Below are 18,555 nucleotides of genomic sequence, written 5' to 3'. Positions count from 1 at the left end.
AGTCTGTCCTTTTTTCCTTAATTAAAAGTCAATGGTATCCCCCTCTTGATCGACTACACCACACATATAAATCCACTGCCCTTTGACTTTAATATAGATCTTAATTTTTCAATTGTTACACTAGAATCATTATTATTTCTATTACACTGATACTTTTTGCGAATCATTTAACTTCTGCATAAAGATACGTGCTGCAAAACTTAAAAATTTATCATCAAAGTGAATAAGATTAATATCTTGGCTTGGTGTTGGGTCAGTAATACGAACTATGCTCAAAGTATCATTATTAACAAAGTTAACCAGTGAAAGAGGTATTATGGCAACCCCATGTCCATTGTATACAAGGCTCAATAGAGAAATAGAAGATTTTGTTTCTATATTTGCTTCAGATAAAGATAACCCTAAACTCTCACAATATATCTTAATAGATTCACGACAACTACATGAAACCATTATTCTACTCAGCCCTACTAATTCTCTAAAAGAAACAAATGATTTTTCATTCAAAGGATGATTTTTTGGAATTACAAGGACGAGCTCTTCACTATACAAAAGGGTGCTTGTTAATGTGTCTGGAATTTGAGCACTACGTGTAATCCCGAAATCAATATTTTTGTCAACGATTTGATTTACAGCAACTTCGGATTCTATAATTTTTACTACGATGTTGGGATAATGTTGTTGAAACTTCATAATATAAGGTGTTAAATAAGTGAGATCCTCTAATAGACCTCCTATAGTAATCACACCTCTTTTTACACCCTTTAATTCAAAAATTTCATTATAAACGTCATCAAATTGTTGCATAATAAATTTTCCTTTATCAAATAGCAGCTTACCCGCTTCTGTCATTTTGATACCTCTTCCAACTCGATGAAACAAGGGTGTATCAAGTTCACCTTCTAAAACACGTATTTGTTGACTTAAAGTCGGCTGTGAAATACCTAGAACTTCCGCAGCTTTAGTGAAACTATTATTATTACAAACTTGAATAAAATACTCTAAATGACGTAATTCCATTCTTGATACCCACTCTCCGCTTTATGAAAGATTTATAATTTAAAGGACGATATGTATACGTTAACATAACAACCATCTTTCCTACTATACCAATTGAAATTACATGTTTTATTCATTTTTCATTATAATAAAATTACTACCATTTATTAATTTTTCCTCCTATTTATTTAATTTATATTTAATTAGGACATTACTAATTCGAGATATATTTCTAAACTTTTATAGTTCTAGTGCATAATACCCTAATTTTTTCAACTTTTCGATTATCATTTTTTTCTCAATATAGTCCAAACCACCAAATATTTGCCGAATCGCCTCTTTATGGTGAGGAAAAATAATATCCATTAATTCAATACCTTCTGAAGTAATTGACGCATACGTGACACGGCGGTCTTTAGGATATGGTTTTCGTATTAAGAACCTCTTCTTTTCCAACTTATCCACTACATACGTGATACTACTACTTGCAAGTAATATTTTATCTCCAATTTTTTGTATAGGCTGATCGCCTTTACTATATAGTAGCTCAAGCACTGCAAATTCAGTTGGATTAAGTCCATAACTTTTTATATCCTCTTCAATACGCTTAGTAATTGCCTGTGCTGCCCTTGATAATGTAACAAATAACTTTAAAGATAAGCTCTCATCATTAATCACACTCATAATTACCAATCCTTTACAAGTTATCTTGAATTCGAGATTTATTATATTATCGTCTAAATATTATGTCAATCATTCATTTTAGCTTTATCAATCCATTTATAATTTATTTCTCAACATATGACATATGGAATTAGAAGAAAACAATTGTTAATATATAAGTATCTCAATTACGTTATTTCTTTTAAAGAGAGCTTGTATTCTAACGCAAGTTCTCCTTTTTTATATTCTAAATTGAATCCGGACAAAGTTCACATATTGAGTCTGCCCATGTATATGATATAGTTTTTAAACAAAGATTAGAGCCCTCCTACAAGAAGGAGAGCTCTAATCTTTCATATAAATATTCACCATTTTTATCATTACGGGGACATCAAAACTTTAACTTGATGGGGATATGGGACTACCCCATCGCCATCAAGCTAAGATTTTGAGACACCCCCATAACGAAATTTTTCCCTTTACAGTTATTTGTGAGAATTTAGCCTCTATATAAAAAAACCACTCCTTACAATAAAAGAAGTGATATTCCTAAATTATATATTTCATTAAAATCAAACTATTATAATATAGTTCCATTCAGCCATCCGTTTATGGCAATAAGGTCCATCAATACATGTAATTCTGTACCTATTAAAGCAGAAATAAAAATAATTTTTAATGAAGAGCTCTGTTTATAAGTAAACAGTTTCATTAATCTAGGTATTGTTTTAAGACCTATCATAATTAGTAAAGTCAAAACTAAAGCGCAAGCTAGTCCACCTATAAAACTCTCATCTACCGCTCCTCCTGGTATAAGCGGTACCTTTCCAATGAACATGCTTATAGCATCTGGAATCGCCATACCGAAAAATAAAGTTGTGATATTTAAATGTTTTTTATATACTAATCCTACAGTTGCTGTAACTACTGTATGTCCTATAACGCCAGCCATATGAATCCTCCGTAATATTTATATTATTTTTTAGTTAGTTTTCACCTTTTTTTAGGCTTATTATTTTATAATTGATAACGCTTCTAAAAACTGTGAATTATCTTTTCTACTCTCAATAATCTTTTGAAATTCTTTCTCCACTTGTACTGATTTTTTATCCTCGGTATCAACAACTCCATGATTATTTCCATAAACTTTGTTAAGTTCAAAAATTCCCATATAGGTTTCTTGTATAGGAATTTGAGTAAACATAGAATTATTGACAATTAAAATACACTGTTCATAATTCGAGTTACGATAATGCCCAAACCAAGTATTACTATCATATTTTACCGGTATTTCCTTGTCAGCAATTACTAATTTTTTTATATTTTCACTTTTTTCACCCGCGAATAACACAGCAGTATCATTTGTTATTGTAGGCATAGACTTTATTGGATCTGAAATCGGTGTAAAATGATCTTCTCCCTCTCGTAATATCCCTTTTTTTATTACGGCTTCACCTGTTTTTTGATCCATAATAAATACTGATTCTCCATTATATTGTGCTGTTTTAACTTTATATAAATCGATAGACTTAATTTCACTTTTATTTTCACTTCGTATATCTTGTAAAGCTTGTTTATCTCCTAACATCAAAATTCCATTTCTTGGTTCTTTAGGCGTGAACGCCAAGTATAAACCAAATAAGAGGGCTCCAATCATACATAGGTTAATGATTTTTCTCATTTCTAATCTCCTTAGAATTATTGTTTAAAGGTGGTTTAACTAGTTAAGATAATTGCTGCAAATCATCTATACGTATACCGTTTCTTTAATTCGTATTTGCTCCTTATATAGAATAATTGTTTTATGGAATTTTACATATTCATTTACCTTTCATTTGTATTACATTTATGTAAGGTAAAATTATTAGCAAACTACAATTATCGGAATAGCATCCTACTATTTCTATGGGCAACTGATCGCGATCCTACTCTGTTCGGCTACTATGGTTCAAATGCATCAATTACTTCTTATGAAAAGAAACAAGAACTGAGTGAATATAAGGTCATATATAGATTAAAGATTATTTTCTTCTTATTTATCAAGCCATACAGAAAAACACCTAATAGCTATCAAAGGTGTTAATTCGCCTGTTCAATCTCCCATAACAAAACGGACGAAAATCTCATTGGTATGAGAGGAAAACAGTCTTTGATATATTAGGTGTCGTTTACAATTGTACCAAGTCTAATAATTAAGCGGATTAATTAGATTTAAAAAAAGATTTCTTTTTCTTTACTCGTAATAAGTCACCTGTCCATCCTTTGAATCGCATATACATATACATCCCCCCTGTTGTGAAAATAATAAATAAGAGAGCGATTAAATAGCTATATTTCCATTCCAGTTCAGGCATGTATTTAAAATTCATACCCCATAATGCTCCTAAGGCTGTCAAAGGCGTACTCACAGCAGTTAATACAGTAAGAGCTTTCATAATTTCATTCCCACGATGAGAAGAAACAACTTCTTGCAAATGAATCATCGTGTCTAATTCTTCTTGGTACTCTTTAACAAGTTGTAATCCACGCTCTAATTTTACGTGTGTTTGTTTATAACAAAGGGTGTTTGTTAGTTTTTCTAACCAAGCTTCTTTTAGGCCTTGTAACACTTCTTGTATTAAGCGAAACACATGTGTGTTCATAAATAATTCATGACGAATATGATAAATCCTTTCTAAAACTGCTATGTTATTATGATGATAAAAATCCCATAATACATTTCTGAAATTGTTTTCAAAGTAGTCAACCTTTCGCAAATAATGAGATATAAACATTGATAAGATAGCACATAATCCTTCAGCAGAACTATTACAATTTTTTGTACCCATAGGGATATTATGTATTAATTTTTGGAAATCTTCTTCCTCCTTTTCCTGAACTGTTATCAGTATCCCATGAGCTACGAAATAATGAAGAAATTTTTGAATTTTGGCGTCCTTTTTATCTTGATCATATAAAAACGAACCATATACACAAGTTTGACTTGGTGATAACGTATAAACATATAATCCATTTTCACAAGGAGAACTTATTTTCTTTACAAATTGAGAGAAATAAGATGTTACATCACGAGGGATTATAGAAGAAAGTTTTTCAAGCTCACTAGTTTTCACATGATACCAACTCCATTTCGTCATTTTTATGCATTCCATACTATTCTTCCTTTCTAAATAGTTTTATGTTTGATCGAATCATATCCGTAATACGAAATTTGTATGTAGATATTCATGTCTTGAAGGAAAAGTTTTTAGATCATCTAAATTATAAAATAAATGACATAGGAGGTCTTATTCTTTTAAAAGGAAGACCCCCTATATATTAGTTATTTTTATTTTCAATTTTAAACATTTCCTCTATACAAGCACTTTTTATCTTTTCTTATAAAGAATTTATTATATGTGGAAAAGAAGCTACATAATTTGGCACGTCTATTCAACGAACTCCATTTCAGTCGTTATTATAATTTGGATTCATATGCAGATTGATTGGTGATGTCGTCAAATACTTGACTCCCAATAATGTAGTATCCATGAAGTGCAGCCTCTTTCGAAGCGTCTACCATACGGAAAGAAGAAATTTCACTTTGCATTTTTTCAATTCGTTTTTTGTGGAGATCTACTATTCCTCCTGTCCAAATGATAGTATCATACTGTTCTAACGTAAATTGTTCTTGTAATACACGTATGACGTCTTGGAAGTGTGCATCCAACTCTTTTTGAATCAAAGTATGAACCTGACTTGTCTCATGATTTTCTTCTCGACATTCATATCCTTTTTCTAATATGTTTGGCATGTCGTTAATATGCAATTGATTACTTTCACCCTCATAATTCTGCACGATATTCTTAATATTTTTCAAAGGCTTGCTACATCCTAGTTCCGTCTCATAATGATTTAAAATGAGATTCTGTTTCATATCTGTCATTTCTAATGTACGAAATCCACCATCAATAATTAAGATGCGATCTCGTTCCTGAATGATTCCCTCTTTTAAGAGATAGGCATGTAAAGCGACCGGTTGCTGAAGAATCAAAGCATTTTCCACCGTAATATTAATAAATTTCCCATCAATTTGCACGGAAGTTTCTTTTTTTAGTGCACGTTGTAATTGCTCATGCTGACTACCAAAACAAGTGATGGGAAGCCCGGTAACAACTAGAGGTAACACGACATTTTCTTTATAATCCTTTGCAATGCAACCAAATATTTGTTGTTTAAACTCTTCGCTTTCATAATAATTTTCTATTTCATCGTCAAATGGAGGAAGAAATGAAGCGTCAGATTGATGTGCTTCATTTCCCATGTAGTATGCAAAGTCTAAGTCTATAAAACTTACCTTTGTTAAATCTTCACTTTCAGCATGATTAGGTACAGGGGCTAGTGTGGAAGCTTCACTCTTGACCGTCATCTCAGAATCTACATCCTGTCGATATGCCCTTTTGGTAAAGCCAATTCCTACATCAATTGCATACAGAGATTTCATACTTTTTTCCTCACTTTCTATTTTTAGAGTTAAATCTAGGCACTCTCTTCTTTCCCTTCTTTCACATATTTCTTTTCATTTTTCGTTTTTTCCCCGTCTAAGTTCTTACTATTTTCATTTATTTCGTAATCCTTTTCACCTGTTTTCTTTTTATTATTTTCGTTTTCTGTTAAGTCTTTAATGGTAGAAATGACAACTGGTGTGGCTGTAAGCAGTTGTGGTAATGTTTGTTTTGCAACATTAGCTGCAGTTACAGAAAATTGTTTACTTGTCTCAGTTACCTTCTCCAATGTTTCCTTTATGTTTCCTTCTTGTAGTTTTTCTTTTACGCTTTTTCCTTTTGTTTGTATAGCTTTCCGATTTTCTTTTTTTAATAGGGAGACTATGACTCCGGTCGTAATTCCAATCACAGCATATTTAAATATTGTATGTTTCATTTTTCTCATCCTTTTCTATTTTTATTTTCTTCAATGCTACAACCTAAAATAATTACCTTACCTATTTATCAGATGTTGCAATCTATTAGAGAGAATGATAGTTTTGCGGCTGCCTATCACTCGCCGTTAGTGTTTCATCTGTTACTAGGAGTAAAATTCTCCCTTGATCTAGTTTTTCTTCATATAAGTTAGCTTCCTCCTTCGACAACCCCATTTCCTCCATTTGATTTCGGAGCTCGTCCCCTTTTTTGGAGAAAAAGTTGATAATACTTGTGCCCAATCCTTGTTCTTTTACTCCAATCGTATTTGTGTTTGTATCATCCGCAATCCTTTTTGTTATATGTTTTTCATGTGCTAAAACATAAATGTCATCGTGGCGAACCCCTTGCAATTCTAGCTCTTTTACTTTCATAACTACTTCCTGTTCATTTTGATATTCATAAACTACCGTTTTTCTTTCATTCGTATGCATGGTATCTTTCCTCCTTTAGATTTTTTATTTTTTTATTTAGTTGTTATGTAATATGTAATACACCTATTTTAAAGATGTTAAACCTAAATTTTCGAAAAATTTTACACAATAGGTTATTCATGTTTTTAATATCAAAGAAATGTCACAAGAACTTTGCTTTGATAAAAGCGCTCCAAATAACGATTTGTTTGGAAGGTAAGCACATTGTTTTATAGAAATCATAGAAAAATAAAAAAGCACTCCTTTTCAAAGAGTGCTAAAAAAACATATAACCTAATAAAAATATTTCTATTTTGATTACAGAAAGAAAGTCTTTATTAAAACATATGGTTGCTAATTTAATTGCGATCTGCCTTGCACCCAAGCAGCAATATCATTTATAACATACTCAGGTATATTAGCAGGACTATAATATTCATCCGGCTTACTTATTTCCCCATCGCCCTCTGTAAAGAAATGATTTAACTTTGGATATAGTCGATAATCAACGTTATTTCGTTCTTTTAATTGTTCTTTCCAAAGAGGAATTTCGATTTTTGATTGAACTTGATAGTCTCTTTCTCCTTGAATAATAAGAAGTGGTGTCTTTTGTTCTTTTGACATTTCTGCTGCTTTAATTTTCCGAATAGAATCCCAAAATACTGCTGATCCTAAGTAAAAATCTTTTGGAGGATTCTGACCAGAGAAATTTGGATCATTTAATAATTCAAATTGCGATTTGTAGAATTTATATTGCTCCTGGTTCATTGCTCCAATAGAGAAAAGGTACTCAAATTGATCTAAAACAACGTCTTGGATCGTACGAGCTGGCCCTCCCATTACAATTGCTCCAGCAATATTTTTATTTTGGTCTTTTTCAATCATTTTCGGAAGCATCATTCCACCTTGACTATGACCCAAAATATAAATTTGATTTTTATTTATTAGAGGCTCATTTTTAAGAAATTGAGTTACAAGAAGAGCATCATCTGTTGTCTCTTTATCAACTGTATAAAAGGGACTAAATTGTGTTTTCAACCCATGTTCATAAGTTCTTTTATTATAGCGAAGGACAGCAATTCCCTTCGATGCAAGACCTTCAGCTAAATCGCGAAACGGTTTTAAAGCAAACGCTGTTTCATCCTGATCAGTTGCTCCTGATCCTTGAACAAGAATAACCGCTGGAAAAGGACCATTTCCTTTTGGAACCGACAATGTTCCTGGTAATGGAAATGCACCACTTCCAACTACTACTTCTTTATCAACAAATGATTCAGGCTTACTATATGACGGACGCTCAGCAACAGGACTAAACGACATGCTGAGTTGAAAATCGTCTATTTTTCCAGATGGATCTAGTTTAATTAGTAAAGGTACAGTCATTTTTTCAAAAACTAATTGAATCTCCACATTTGTATGAACAGGATTTGTCTCTTTTTGTGTAACCTCTCCAATTTCTATAAAAGAACCTGCTTGTAATTGAACTGGGAGTCCCTCCCAATAGCTCTTCAGCCATTCTTCGGATATTATTTTCTGTAATGACCTTGAGGTTAAATCAAATGCAGATTTATAATCTTCACTATTCATATGGCGAATAAATGAAAGAGTAGTAGATATAATAGGATTTTCATCATCACTATTGTCTATTTTTTTTATATTTGTGTTTACTTCCTTTAATTTTGAAATAAATTGGTGGTTAAATGGATTATTATATGTATTAGGATATAAATTTGTTTTCAAAATTTCCGTATTCCGTCCCTCATACAAACTTGAAGAACTCGTAAACTTTTCAGGTGAAATTACTTCCTCCGCATATGAGACTGAGGGAATTGCTATTGTAAAAATTGCACTGATAAGTAATAACTTATTACTTATTCTTCTTTTCTTACCCATACTTATTGATTCTCCCTTCAAAATTTAAAATTTCTAATACAATATGCCAACTATAAGGAAAATAAAAATTACCAAAGAGATTAATAATCTATTTTACGATCCCCCTCTCAAGTTAAAAATCTATCATTAACAAACTTCAATAAAAAACGCCTTCCCCCTCTTTTTTTATTGTTGGATTTTCCAATGACCTAGAAGCACAGCACGAAATTACATGTAACCTACCCATGAGATTCTCTGTTTCAAAAGAAAAAAGCACCCCACTAGATGCTGTCTTTAATTGTTCTCACTATCATTTATTTAGGTAATTCTCTTATTACTGTAAGATAAATTCATTCTATTTCCTAAATCTCACTTATTTCTTAATTCACTCATACCAATATAAAGCCTAATAACCTACCATCAAAAAATAAAGAAAACAGGTTATTTGGCTATTCATTTCGTAAACTTAATGCTCAAATTAGTTTTTTTCACAAAGTTAAACTTTATTAAGAAAAACTTAAAGAATTTCCCTCTATATTCATAAGAACTTTTTTCTATACTCAAAAATGTAAATAGACAAAAGGAGAAACAATCATGAAGAAATTTGTAATTTGCATACTAGGAATAGGCCTCCCTATATACTTACTACCTTTCATATTACGTGGAGATTTAGACAGATTTAATCCGATTGCTGAAGAAAAAAATGTATATGCCGTTGCGAAAGGATATGGTGTTCCAGATTATCATCATAAAGGAAAAGCTATGTACTCACTAAAAGCTGTTGACGAATTAAGTAATGAAAAAGAATATACAGTTGGAACGAACACGCCTAATGATTTTATAAGAAAAACTTACTTAAAAATTCATGTGAAAGGAAAATATGTGTATTCTTACGATATTATTTCTAAAGAGGATATTCCGGAGAAAATAAGGGGACAATTGGAGATAGCAAATAAATAAAAGAGCCAATTCATACGATTTGGCTCTTTATTCTCTCTCCCATCTACCGTTTGGATAATTCTTTCGGTAGATTTATTAAATTCGTTATCATTGTTCCAATAACCATTGTTCAATTACTTTTACTGTTTCATCTCGTTGTGCTTTTGCCGTAATTAAACTCGCATTATCACCTTTTTGCTCACCATACATGCCAAAATGAGCATGATTTCCCCCTTTTATCATGTGCATAGTTGTATTCTTTGACATGAACTTTTTATTGTTCTCTATTTTTTCTACAGTTGCTAAAGCATCTACTTCCCCATAAATTGATAACATCGGAATCGATTTTGTAGAAAAGTCATCTGCAGGATACGAACCTAAGAAAATAATCCCGTCTACCTTGTCTTCATGTTGGAAGGCATACTTAGAAATCATAGCTCCTCCCATTGAATGCCCTGCAACATACCATTTTTGAACTTCCGGATACTTTTCAATTACACTGTCTACCTCATTTATTCCAAGTATCGCTAAATTTAATGGTAACTTAGGCATTACTACAAAGTGCCCATCTTTTGCAAGCGCTTCTCCTAAGTAACTATAAGCCTCAGCTTCTACTTTAGCTCCTTGATAAAAAATAACCCCTACTTTCGCATCTTTCGCTCCAAAAACGATATTATCTTCATCTTTTTTATCATCTACTAACGACAAAGCCTCTTTCGTCGGTTTATAAGTAAACTGAGACCAAGTCAAAAAAGTAAAACTTCCTATAATTAAAATAGCTAGTAAAGAGTACAGCGTAATTTTTATCCATTTCTTCACAAAGATGACCTCCATAAGATGTATATATTCCATATTTCGGATTATCATTAACACACATAAAAACTCGAGCATTTTTATTGTGCTCAAGTTTTTAGTTCCGTCTTTAATTTATACTATAAATTGTCCAAGATAAATATGTAGCAAATGCAGACCATAAAAAATATGGTATTAGCAACCATGTCGATACTTTAGATAATTTGGAAGAAACCGCTATGAGAAGTAACGTAGTAATAGCGACAAGTAAACAATCTACTGTTGCTAAAAACAAATTCTTTTGGCTAAATTGAAAATAGCTGAACGCTTGATTGAATATATAATTTAAAAGGAATAAAAACCAAAATGTTTTTGGCTTGAATCCATAGTTGTTGTAAATAATTGCAACTGATAATGCAATAAGTCCAAATAATACAGCCCATATCATTCCGATTGTCATACCAGGAGGTGTCCAAGACGGCTTTTCTAACGCATCATACCAAGTACGATCAATAGGGAATAAAACACTAGAAACATAAAACAAACCATATGTTAGTAAAAATACTATAATACTAGATTTTTTCATAAACATTCTCCTTTTTACTAGAAGATTATAGAAACTTTATATGATTAGTATGCCCTTGTAATGGATAAAATTCTAATATTTAAATTCCAAATACATATTGTTTAACCTATTTTATACAAATTCTTTCATACTTTTATATGCACAAAGGGCTCTCTCTCGTGCTGCCTTATGATCAACAATCGGATAAGGATATGTATCCCCAAGCTTTATATTGGCCTTTTGTAAAATATGCGCAGGCGCTTCCCATGGTTTATGTATATATTTATTCGGTATATCGCTTAATTCTGGTACCCATCTTCTTATATACTCTCCATTTTTATCAAACTTTTCTCCTTGTGTGATGGGGTTAAAAATACGAAAGTACGGTGATGCATCTGCCCCACTTCCAGCAACCCATTGCCATCCCATTGTATTATTTGCAATATCAGCATCTAGTAGTGTATCCATAAACCATTTTGCTCCTTCTTGCCATGGAATTAACAAATGCTTTACAAGAAAAGAGGCTACAGCCATTCTTGCCCGATTATGCATAAAACCTGTTTGCCAAAGCTCCCGCATTCCCGCATCAATAAACGGATAACCAGTTTCACCCTTCTGCCATACGCTTAATAACTCCTCTTCCTTATCCCACGGGAAATTTTCAAAGCTCTTATTAAGAGGTTTAGATACTGTAAATGGATAATGATATAGTAAATAATAAGAAAACTCTCGCCAAATTAATTGACGTATAAAGCTATTAACTTGTTTTTCAAAAAGACTACATTGTCTTTCGGTACTTTTATTTATTAAGTAATGAAACATTAGCTTTACTGATATTTGACCAAATGAAAGATACGGTGCCAACATCGAATGGACATTTTGATCTGGAAAATCTCTTCCTTCACTATAAAAGGCTAATTTGCTAGAGAAAAATTTCTTGAATGTTTTATATGCCCCTTCTTCTGTCGGATCCCATATTGCTTCCATATGAGATGTCCACGGTATAGTCGGCAACAAGTGTAATTCTGAAACAGATAAGCTTGCTGGTAAAGAGTTTCCCCACTTTATACTCTGCACTCTGCTAATAGGTTTAGGTATTACCTGCTTTTGAAATGCATTGTAAAAAGGCGTAAACACCTTATATTCAGTGTTATCCTTCTTTTTTATAATCCACGGTTCTAATAATAAATGCGAATTAAATTCCTTACAGATAATACCTTTATCCTCTAACATCATTTTCATTTTTTGATTAGATTGTAATCTGTCAGGATCATAACAAATATTCCAATATACAGCCGTTATATCTAATTGTTCTATGAGAGAAAGTATTTCTTCCTCCGTACGTCCTTTACGAATTATTAAAGTAGAGCCCAATGCCTCAAGTTGCTTCTTTACATCTTTTACAGCATGGTGTAACCACCACTTTGCCGCACTTCCTATTGAAAAAGTTTCATCTTGTATATATACCGGAAGAACCTCACCAGACTGAACAGCTTCAAATAGCGCTGGGTTATCATATAAACGAAAATCTTTTTGAAACATAACAATAATTTTATTTTGCATGGCTATCCCTTCTAATTCTTAAAGCACAATTCATTCTTTATGAGAACAAGTACTTCTGTTATTTTTAAAATACTATAAGAATCATCCTTTTTATTTTATAATCTTCTTCACTATAAACATTGATTTTCTATCTCTCTAAGTACATCATTTCCTATATTATCTATCTTTTCATTTTTTATGGTGTTATATAAACTCTGTAAAACTTTTAACTCTGTTCTTAAATGTAAAATGACACTAGATAATATATATAACTTAGCTACACTCTCTTTTCCACACTTTTCTTCATATACTTTTTGAAGGGTAGTAAGATATAACGTCAGTTGAGAAATTTTAGTTTTTAGCTGTTCTAGAATTAATTCTTCCTCCCCATATTGTGCAAAAAGTAGCGCTTCATATATAGGACGATGCATATCCTCTTTCTTTATCATTTGCTCTAATAATAAATGCTCAAATTCTTGTTTACCACTTTTAGTAATACCGTAAATAGTCCTTTCAGGGCGTTGTTCATTACGAATAATATCAACAACCTCTATAAAGCCCTTCTTTTCAAGTTGCTCAAATGTATAATATAAAGAGCCTTTAGTAATTTTTATATAATATTTCATTTCACTATTTTTTAAAAGTTGCTGGACTTCATACGGATGCCTATTTTTCTCCATAAGAAGACCCAGCATAAAAAGCTTTGTATTCATAACTCTCCACTCCTTAATAACCTATACCAATAGTATAAGCTAAAAATAAGTAAAGAATCTTTTTGTTTTATAAAATTTATGACTTCAAATTCACTTTATTATCCTTTGTACCAGCTTTGGAATTTCCCATAAATAATATTGCTATAAACGAAACGATAATTGGAATTAAAGCTAATAGAAAAACAGTAGTAATTGAAGATGACATAGCAGCTATAATTTTTTCAAGAATAAACGTAGGGATACTGGATCTTACATCTGAGCGAAATATTGCACTTGGATCACCTAGATTATTTAACATGCTGGAACCATGTTCTATTCCCTTAAAAGCATCCTTTAAGTTAGCTGTAAAGGTACTATTTTGAATGGAGCCAAAAATCGTTACTCCAATTGTCATACCTAGTGAACGAAAGAATGAATTTGTCGAAGTAGCTGAACCACGGAATCTCGGTTCCATATTATGAATAGAAACTGTGGGAAGCAAAGAGAACGAAAATCCAACTCCAAATCCCGTTATAATCATGTATATCGTTAAAAGTACACGGCTTGTTTGCGGATCCATCGTTCCTAACAAATACATACCTATCCCAAAGGATATTATAGATAATAACATCAAGTTGCGGTAACTAATTTTCGTTTGAAATATTCCACCAATTGCACTACCTACTACAGAACCTAACATCATTGGGGTTAAAATTAATCCAGCATTAGTTGCTGTTCCACCATATACAGCCTGAACAAAAATAGGAATAAATACTGTTAAAATAACAAATGTTGCTCCATAGAAAAACGTAATAATTTGTGATATTGCAAACTCCTTACGCTTAAACATCCAAAATGATATTATCGGATCTTTCACTTTTCTTTCTACCAATAAGAAGCCAACAAAAAATACAATAAACGATGCAAATAACCCAATGATTTGTATCGAATCCCACTTAAATTCTTTTCCTCCCAATTCTAAAGCGAACATTAAGCTAATTACTGCTATGACGAGTGTTATCGCCCCCCACCAATCAATATTTTGCTTAGTAGGTGGATTATTTTCTTTATAAGCTTTTAAAATAAAAATTAATGACATTAGACCAATTGGAATATTGACGTAAAAAATCCAATGCCAACTAATATTTTCTGTTATATACGCACCTAATAAAGGTCCTAATACACTTGAAGAACCAAATACGGCCCCTAATAATCCAGTCATTTTCCCTCTTTTTTCAATAGGAAAAATATCAAATACAATGGTAAAGGCGATTGGCATCAGTGCCCCCCCACCTATACCTTGAATTGCACGATAAATACTTAGCTGAACAATACTTTGCGCAGTACCACATAATGCAGAACCAATTAAGAAGATTAATAAACCAAAAATATAAAACCTCTTTCTACCATACATATCAGATAATTTCCCGAAAATAGGCATACCCGCCATAACTGCAACCATATAAGCAGAAGTAACCCATATGAATTTATCCAATCCACCCAAATCTGAGACAATTGTACCAATTGAAGTGGCAACAATTGTATTATCCATTGCAGCCATTAAAATGCCTAGCATTAACCCAGCTATCACTAAGCGTAAGTTGCTCTCTTTTGCAACCATGCCTCTTTCCTCCTTTTTTCACACTCAATAAAATATATAGTCTAATTAAACTATATATTCATTATAGTCTAATTAGACTATTTTTCAATAAATCATAAAAAAAAAATAAATCCCCCCAAATATATTGGAGAGATTATAATTGTAGAATTGCTTCCTATATAAAGTAATTAAAACCGTAAAAACTATTACTTTTTTAAACTACCTTGATTTTGCATACATGCAACTTACTCATTTAGTTTTGGTCTAGTTTGTAAATATAAATTCAAATCCGGACTTGAACCTTTAATAATTATATCTCGAACAATTTTAGAAAGTACCATACTATATACTAATCCATTATCTCCATACGCATAGATAAAGTGACAATTTGGAAACTCTTCATACATTCCAATTATAGGTAAACCATCATGAGTACCACCATAAAAAGCACTTAAATAAAATTCAGGTTCAACTGTTATATTGGGAAAGAGCTTATTAAATTCATTTACTAATTTCTCTTTTTTATGGATTAATTTTGAATCTCTTTCTTGAGCAATGTTTGTATCTTCATCTAGCCCACCTATAATAATCCTGTTATCTGCAGTAGTTCTCATATAAATATATGGTCTCGCAGTTTCCCAAATGAGAGTACGTTTATACCAAGAAGATAAATCTTCTACAGGATTAGTAACAACTGCATATGAGCTAATCAGTGTAGCGTTCTTTTCCTTTTTAAATTCCAATCCTTCATATCCTGCAGCCACAATTACTTTATTGGCAGTAATAGAATTGCCCCCCTTTGTATAAAAGATAGCACATTCTTTCTCTAACTTTTTGCCAACAATCTCTGTATCTTCATAAATTTGAACTCCTTTATTAGAAGCTTGTTCTAATAAACTATGTGTAAATTTATAAGGATTTATTTCACCATCATTATACGTATAAATAGCTGCACGTTTTTTAAATGGATATCTCTGTCCAATTTGTTCCTCTGATAGCCAAGTCGCTTTAAAATCATGCTTATGTAAATAATACAGTTCTTTTTCTAATTTCTTTATATCCTCTTCATAGCTTGCATAATATAAACTGTCACGTCGTTTAAAGTCAGAGCAATAAGGCAAGTTTTGATCAGCATATTCAATATCATTAATAGCTTGTTCACATAATTTCATATGCTTAACTGCATACTCTTCTCCAAATGTATTTACAAGTTCAAAAAACATCTTATCTCCTAAATATTGAATAAGTGCTGTATTTGTAAGGTTACTTCCATGTCCTACCTTTCTTTTATCAACGACAACAATATTTAAATCTGATTCACTCAAATAATATGCTGATTGAGCACCTGAACTTCCTGCTCCTATTATTAGTACGTCACATTTTATATCTTCTTCCAACCGAGGATAAGAAGGTGTATTAGAAAAAGTTGTGTTCCAATATAATTTCCCTTTCTGTAAATCCATTTAAAGTGCACCGTCCTAAATAAAATAGTTATATCCCCATCTGTATTTCCAAATCATTCTTACTATATACTTCTTATCAAATTTATTTTTGCTACCATTAGATTATTAATGCAATATTTTGTTCACCCATATATGGTATTAAACTAGGCTTATAAAAAGTTAATAGTATATATATTATTTATTTTCATTTAGAAATTTAAGAACTTGGTTAAAAGCTTCTTCACCTGCTGGAGTGTTCATTTTAAATTGAAATTCATGTGCTAACTCGCCAGAGATATTTTTATCAAAGAAAAGTGTATCTACAGATACTCCTTTATTTTGTAAAGTAGAAGCTAATGCTTTACCTTGATCTTCGAATGATGCAGTATTTCCATCTGTGATGAACGTTGGTGGGTAATCTTTTGTAACGTGTTTATAAATAGAGGCGATTTCCATTTCAGGTAATGTTTCAAACTTCTTTTTCCCAAAGTAAGCCCAGCCAGTAGTACGCATAAAGTCTTGCACTTCTTTGGATGTTTCCATTTTAGCTAATGCAGGCATATTATACGGGCCGCAAAATAGCAGTATACCTTTAATTGTAGAAGGAGTAACAATAGCGTCAATTCCGGTTAATTTCGCATAATCTGGAGATGTTTGAATAGTAACAAATTGTCCAGATATTTGCGCTCCCGCAGAATCTCCTGCAAAATATAGGTCATCTAGTTTTACATTATATTTCTTTGCATTTGCTTTTATATATTCATAAGCCTCACCAAGTTGTAGTACTGGTGTAGGATACTTTCTTTTAGGAGCAAGAGCGTAATTTATATTTATCACTGTATAACCACGAGCAGCTAATTCTACTGCATAACCAGTAATGTCTGATTTATCTCCACCTACAAATCCACCCCCGTGCACCCAAAAAATAACAGGTGTTTTCCCTATAAAATTTTTGGGATAAATAATGTCTAATGTACCATCAGGAAATTTAGAATTATAATTGATATCTTTAACAATTCGTGTCTCTTTTAGAGCGTTTTTATAATTATTAGATTGAACAAACATTCCACCTTCAAATGCTTTTTTTATGAGAAACGCTTTCGGAATAGGTGAAACATTCCAGAAAATCCCCCCCGCAATAATCAATCCGAAAACAATAAAAAGAGTTAGCAACATTCTTTTTTTCCATATCATTTTAGGTTTTAACTGTTTTATTCTCATAATTAAAGAATCTCCATTCTGTTTAGCAATAATCTTAAAATAAAGTAAAAATTTAATCAGCCCTCACCAATAGGGCTACCCGTTAATGCGGGATAAATCACAATATACACTTCTATTTTACGATTAACTTTATTATCACCTGCTAATCCGTCCTTAAAATTTCATGCAAAAGGTTATATATTTTTATTATGTACATATTAGATATCTCCTATAAAACACATTAAAAATTCAAACAAAAAGAGCAAAAGATCCCCATTTATAGAAGATTTCTTTTGCTCTTTGTAAAGGACACAAGTCCAAATAAAAGTTGCTTATCTATCGATAACTTACACATAAAAATGCATTTGTTTCAGTACTTTATTAGCAGAAATTTTAACAACCGTTTCTTTTTCACCCGTTCTATCAATTATGAAACCATGAACTTTAACATCAGAAGGCACTAATGGATGATGACAAATCATATCTATACTCTTCTCAATATTTTCACTAACATTTTCTTTTCCACTTAGCCATTCATCAAGGCTACCACTTAAAAATTCAGGCATGCAATTTTTAAAGAGATAGTCTAATTCTATATTATCTTTTATGAAATCACGTTGAGTTTGTAGATTAACTGAAGAAGTTTCTTTATCCTCTATTCCGACAACAAAAATTTCTTTAACATTTTCTTGATAAATAGCAATAATAATAGATCTCATTATATCTCCATAAGGATGTACAATTACAGAATCATAGCTGTGTATAGTCAACATGTTTTCTTGTTGAATGTTAGTTACTTGTTGGATACTAGGCTCTATTCCGTGTTCAATGTCTGTTAATAATAAAACTTTTTTATTCTTTGAATTCATATGGAGCAC

The 18,555-nt window shown here is 31.7% G+C and carries 18 protein-coding genes and 1 pseudogene; 2 read left to right on the top strand and 17 right to left on the bottom strand.

The genetic code is table 11. The features are described from left to right. Positions 1-141: 141 nt before the first annotated feature. The 4 genes from BM089_RS18350 to BM089_RS18335 all read right to left on the bottom strand — a co-directional run bounded on the left by BM089_RS18350 (position 142) and on the right by BM089_RS18335 (position 3,343). Entirely contained in the window at positions 142-1,020 is an 879-nt protein-coding gene (locus BM089_RS18350; RefSeq protein WP_061660758.1) for a LysR family transcriptional regulator, read from the bottom strand. A gap of 219 nt (positions 1,021-1,239) precedes the next feature. Then, a complete protein-coding gene (locus tag BM089_RS18345) occupies positions 1,240-1,683 on the bottom strand; it encodes a MarR family winged helix-turn-helix transcriptional regulator (RefSeq protein WP_090977677.1) in 444 nt (147 codons plus the stop codon). Positions 1,684-2,242: 559 nt separating this feature from the next. Beyond that, positions 2,243-2,614 (bottom strand): hypothetical protein, encoded by a 372-nt coding sequence (locus BM089_RS18340; protein ID WP_000929330.1) that lies wholly within the window; start codon positions 2,612-2,614, stop codon positions 2,243-2,245. A gap of 60 nt (positions 2,615-2,674) precedes the next feature. Next, complete coding sequence (locus tag BM089_RS18335; RefSeq protein ID WP_072938898.1) at positions 2,675-3,343, bottom strand: lipoprotein BA_5634 family protein; 669 nt, start codon at positions 3,341-3,343, stop codon at positions 2,675-2,677. 217 nt (positions 3,344-3,560) lie between these two features. Here BM089_RS18335 and BM089_RS18330 point away from each other — a divergent pair. Beyond that, positions 3,561-3,858 (top strand): annotated as a pseudogene (locus BM089_RS18330) (IS4 family transposase); the annotation flags it as partial. Between the two features lie 5 nt (positions 3,859-3,863). On the opposite strand, the gene BM089_RS18325 reads toward BM089_RS18330, so the two are convergent. From BM089_RS18325 to BM089_RS18305, 5 genes are all read right to left on the bottom strand, one after another. Next, positions 3,864-4,814 carry a magnesium transporter CorA family protein gene (locus BM089_RS18325; protein ID WP_000388935.1) on the bottom strand — a complete coding sequence of 317 codons (951 nt, stop codon included), beginning with the start codon at positions 4,812-4,814 and terminating at the stop codon, positions 3,864-3,866. 305 nt (positions 4,815-5,119) lie between these two features. Continuing rightward, positions 5,120-6,145, bottom strand: a complete 1,026-nt coding sequence (locus BM089_RS18320; protein WP_072938901.1) for a ParM/StbA family protein — start codon at positions 6,143-6,145, stop codon at positions 5,120-5,122. Positions 6,146-6,180: 35 nt separating this feature from the next. Beyond that, positions 6,181-6,582 carry a hypothetical protein gene (locus tag BM089_RS18315; RefSeq protein ID WP_000683216.1) on the bottom strand — a complete coding sequence of 134 codons (402 nt, stop codon included), beginning with the start codon at positions 6,580-6,582 and terminating at the stop codon, positions 6,181-6,183. An 85-nt stretch (positions 6,583-6,667) separates the two neighbouring features. Further along, positions 6,668-7,054 (bottom strand): YflT domain-containing protein, encoded by a 387-nt coding sequence (locus tag BM089_RS18310; RefSeq protein ID WP_000557322.1) that lies wholly within the window; start codon positions 7,052-7,054, stop codon positions 6,668-6,670. Between the two features lie 333 nt (positions 7,055-7,387). Next, positions 7,388-8,926, bottom strand: a complete 1,539-nt coding sequence (locus BM089_RS18305; RefSeq protein ID WP_000516847.1) for an alpha/beta hydrolase — start codon at positions 8,924-8,926, stop codon at positions 7,388-7,390. A 573-nt stretch (positions 8,927-9,499) separates the two neighbouring features. Between BM089_RS18305 and BM089_RS18300 the strand changes: the two genes are divergently transcribed. After that, positions 9,500-9,865 (top strand): YxeA family protein, encoded by a 366-nt coding sequence (locus BM089_RS18300; protein WP_000714887.1) that lies wholly within the window; start codon positions 9,500-9,502, stop codon positions 9,863-9,865. Positions 9,866-9,952: 87 nt separating this feature from the next. Here the strand turns inward: BM089_RS18300 and BM089_RS18295 are convergent, their stop codons facing one another. The 8 genes from BM089_RS18295 to BM089_RS18260 all read right to left on the bottom strand — a co-directional run bounded on the left by BM089_RS18295 (position 9,953) and on the right by BM089_RS18260 (position 18,546). Beyond that, positions 9,953-10,663 (bottom strand): alpha/beta hydrolase, encoded by a 711-nt coding sequence (locus BM089_RS18295; protein ID WP_000758821.1) that lies wholly within the window; start codon positions 10,661-10,663, stop codon positions 9,953-9,955. 103 nt (positions 10,664-10,766) lie between these two features. Beyond that, complete coding sequence (locus BM089_RS18290) at positions 10,767-11,222, bottom strand: TspO/MBR family protein (protein WP_000749743.1); 456 nt, start codon at positions 11,220-11,222, stop codon at positions 10,767-10,769. A 111-nt stretch (positions 11,223-11,333) separates the two neighbouring features. Then, positions 11,334-12,764: a cryptochrome/photolyase family protein gene (locus BM089_RS18285; protein WP_090977675.1), complete on the bottom strand. Its 1,431-nt coding sequence runs from the start codon at positions 12,762-12,764 to the stop codon at positions 11,334-11,336. A 110-nt stretch (positions 12,765-12,874) separates the two neighbouring features. Then, positions 12,875-13,456 (bottom strand): PadR family transcriptional regulator, encoded by a 582-nt coding sequence (locus tag BM089_RS18280; protein ID WP_001093176.1) that lies wholly within the window; start codon positions 13,454-13,456, stop codon positions 12,875-12,877. A gap of 76 nt (positions 13,457-13,532) precedes the next feature. Continuing rightward, entirely contained in the window at positions 13,533-15,056 is a 1,524-nt protein-coding gene (locus BM089_RS18275) for an MDR family MFS transporter (RefSeq protein ID WP_000225812.1), read from the bottom strand. Between the two features lie 224 nt (positions 15,057-15,280). Further along, positions 15,281-16,498, bottom strand: a complete 1,218-nt coding sequence (locus BM089_RS18270; protein WP_061660766.1) for an NAD(P)/FAD-dependent oxidoreductase — start codon at positions 16,496-16,498, stop codon at positions 15,281-15,283. A gap of 174 nt (positions 16,499-16,672) precedes the next feature. Further along, complete coding sequence (locus BM089_RS18265; protein ID WP_072938907.1) at positions 16,673-17,698, bottom strand: alpha/beta hydrolase; 1,026 nt, start codon at positions 17,696-17,698, stop codon at positions 16,673-16,675. A 326-nt stretch (positions 17,699-18,024) separates the two neighbouring features. Beyond that, positions 18,025-18,546: a carbonic anhydrase gene (locus tag BM089_RS18260; RefSeq protein ID WP_001086247.1), complete on the bottom strand. Its 522-nt coding sequence runs from the start codon at positions 18,544-18,546 to the stop codon at positions 18,025-18,027. Between the last annotated feature and the right edge of the window lie 9 nt (positions 18,547-18,555).

Origin of the sequence: Bacillus sp. 5mfcol3.1 (assembly GCF_900114335.1) — a bacterium.
Taxonomy (GTDB): domain Bacteria; phylum Bacillota; class Bacilli; order Bacillales; family Bacillaceae_G; genus Bacillus_A; species Bacillus_A thuringiensis_S.
Note: the sequence above shows the minus strand (reverse complement) of the source record. Positions and strands in the feature narration are given on the sequence as shown.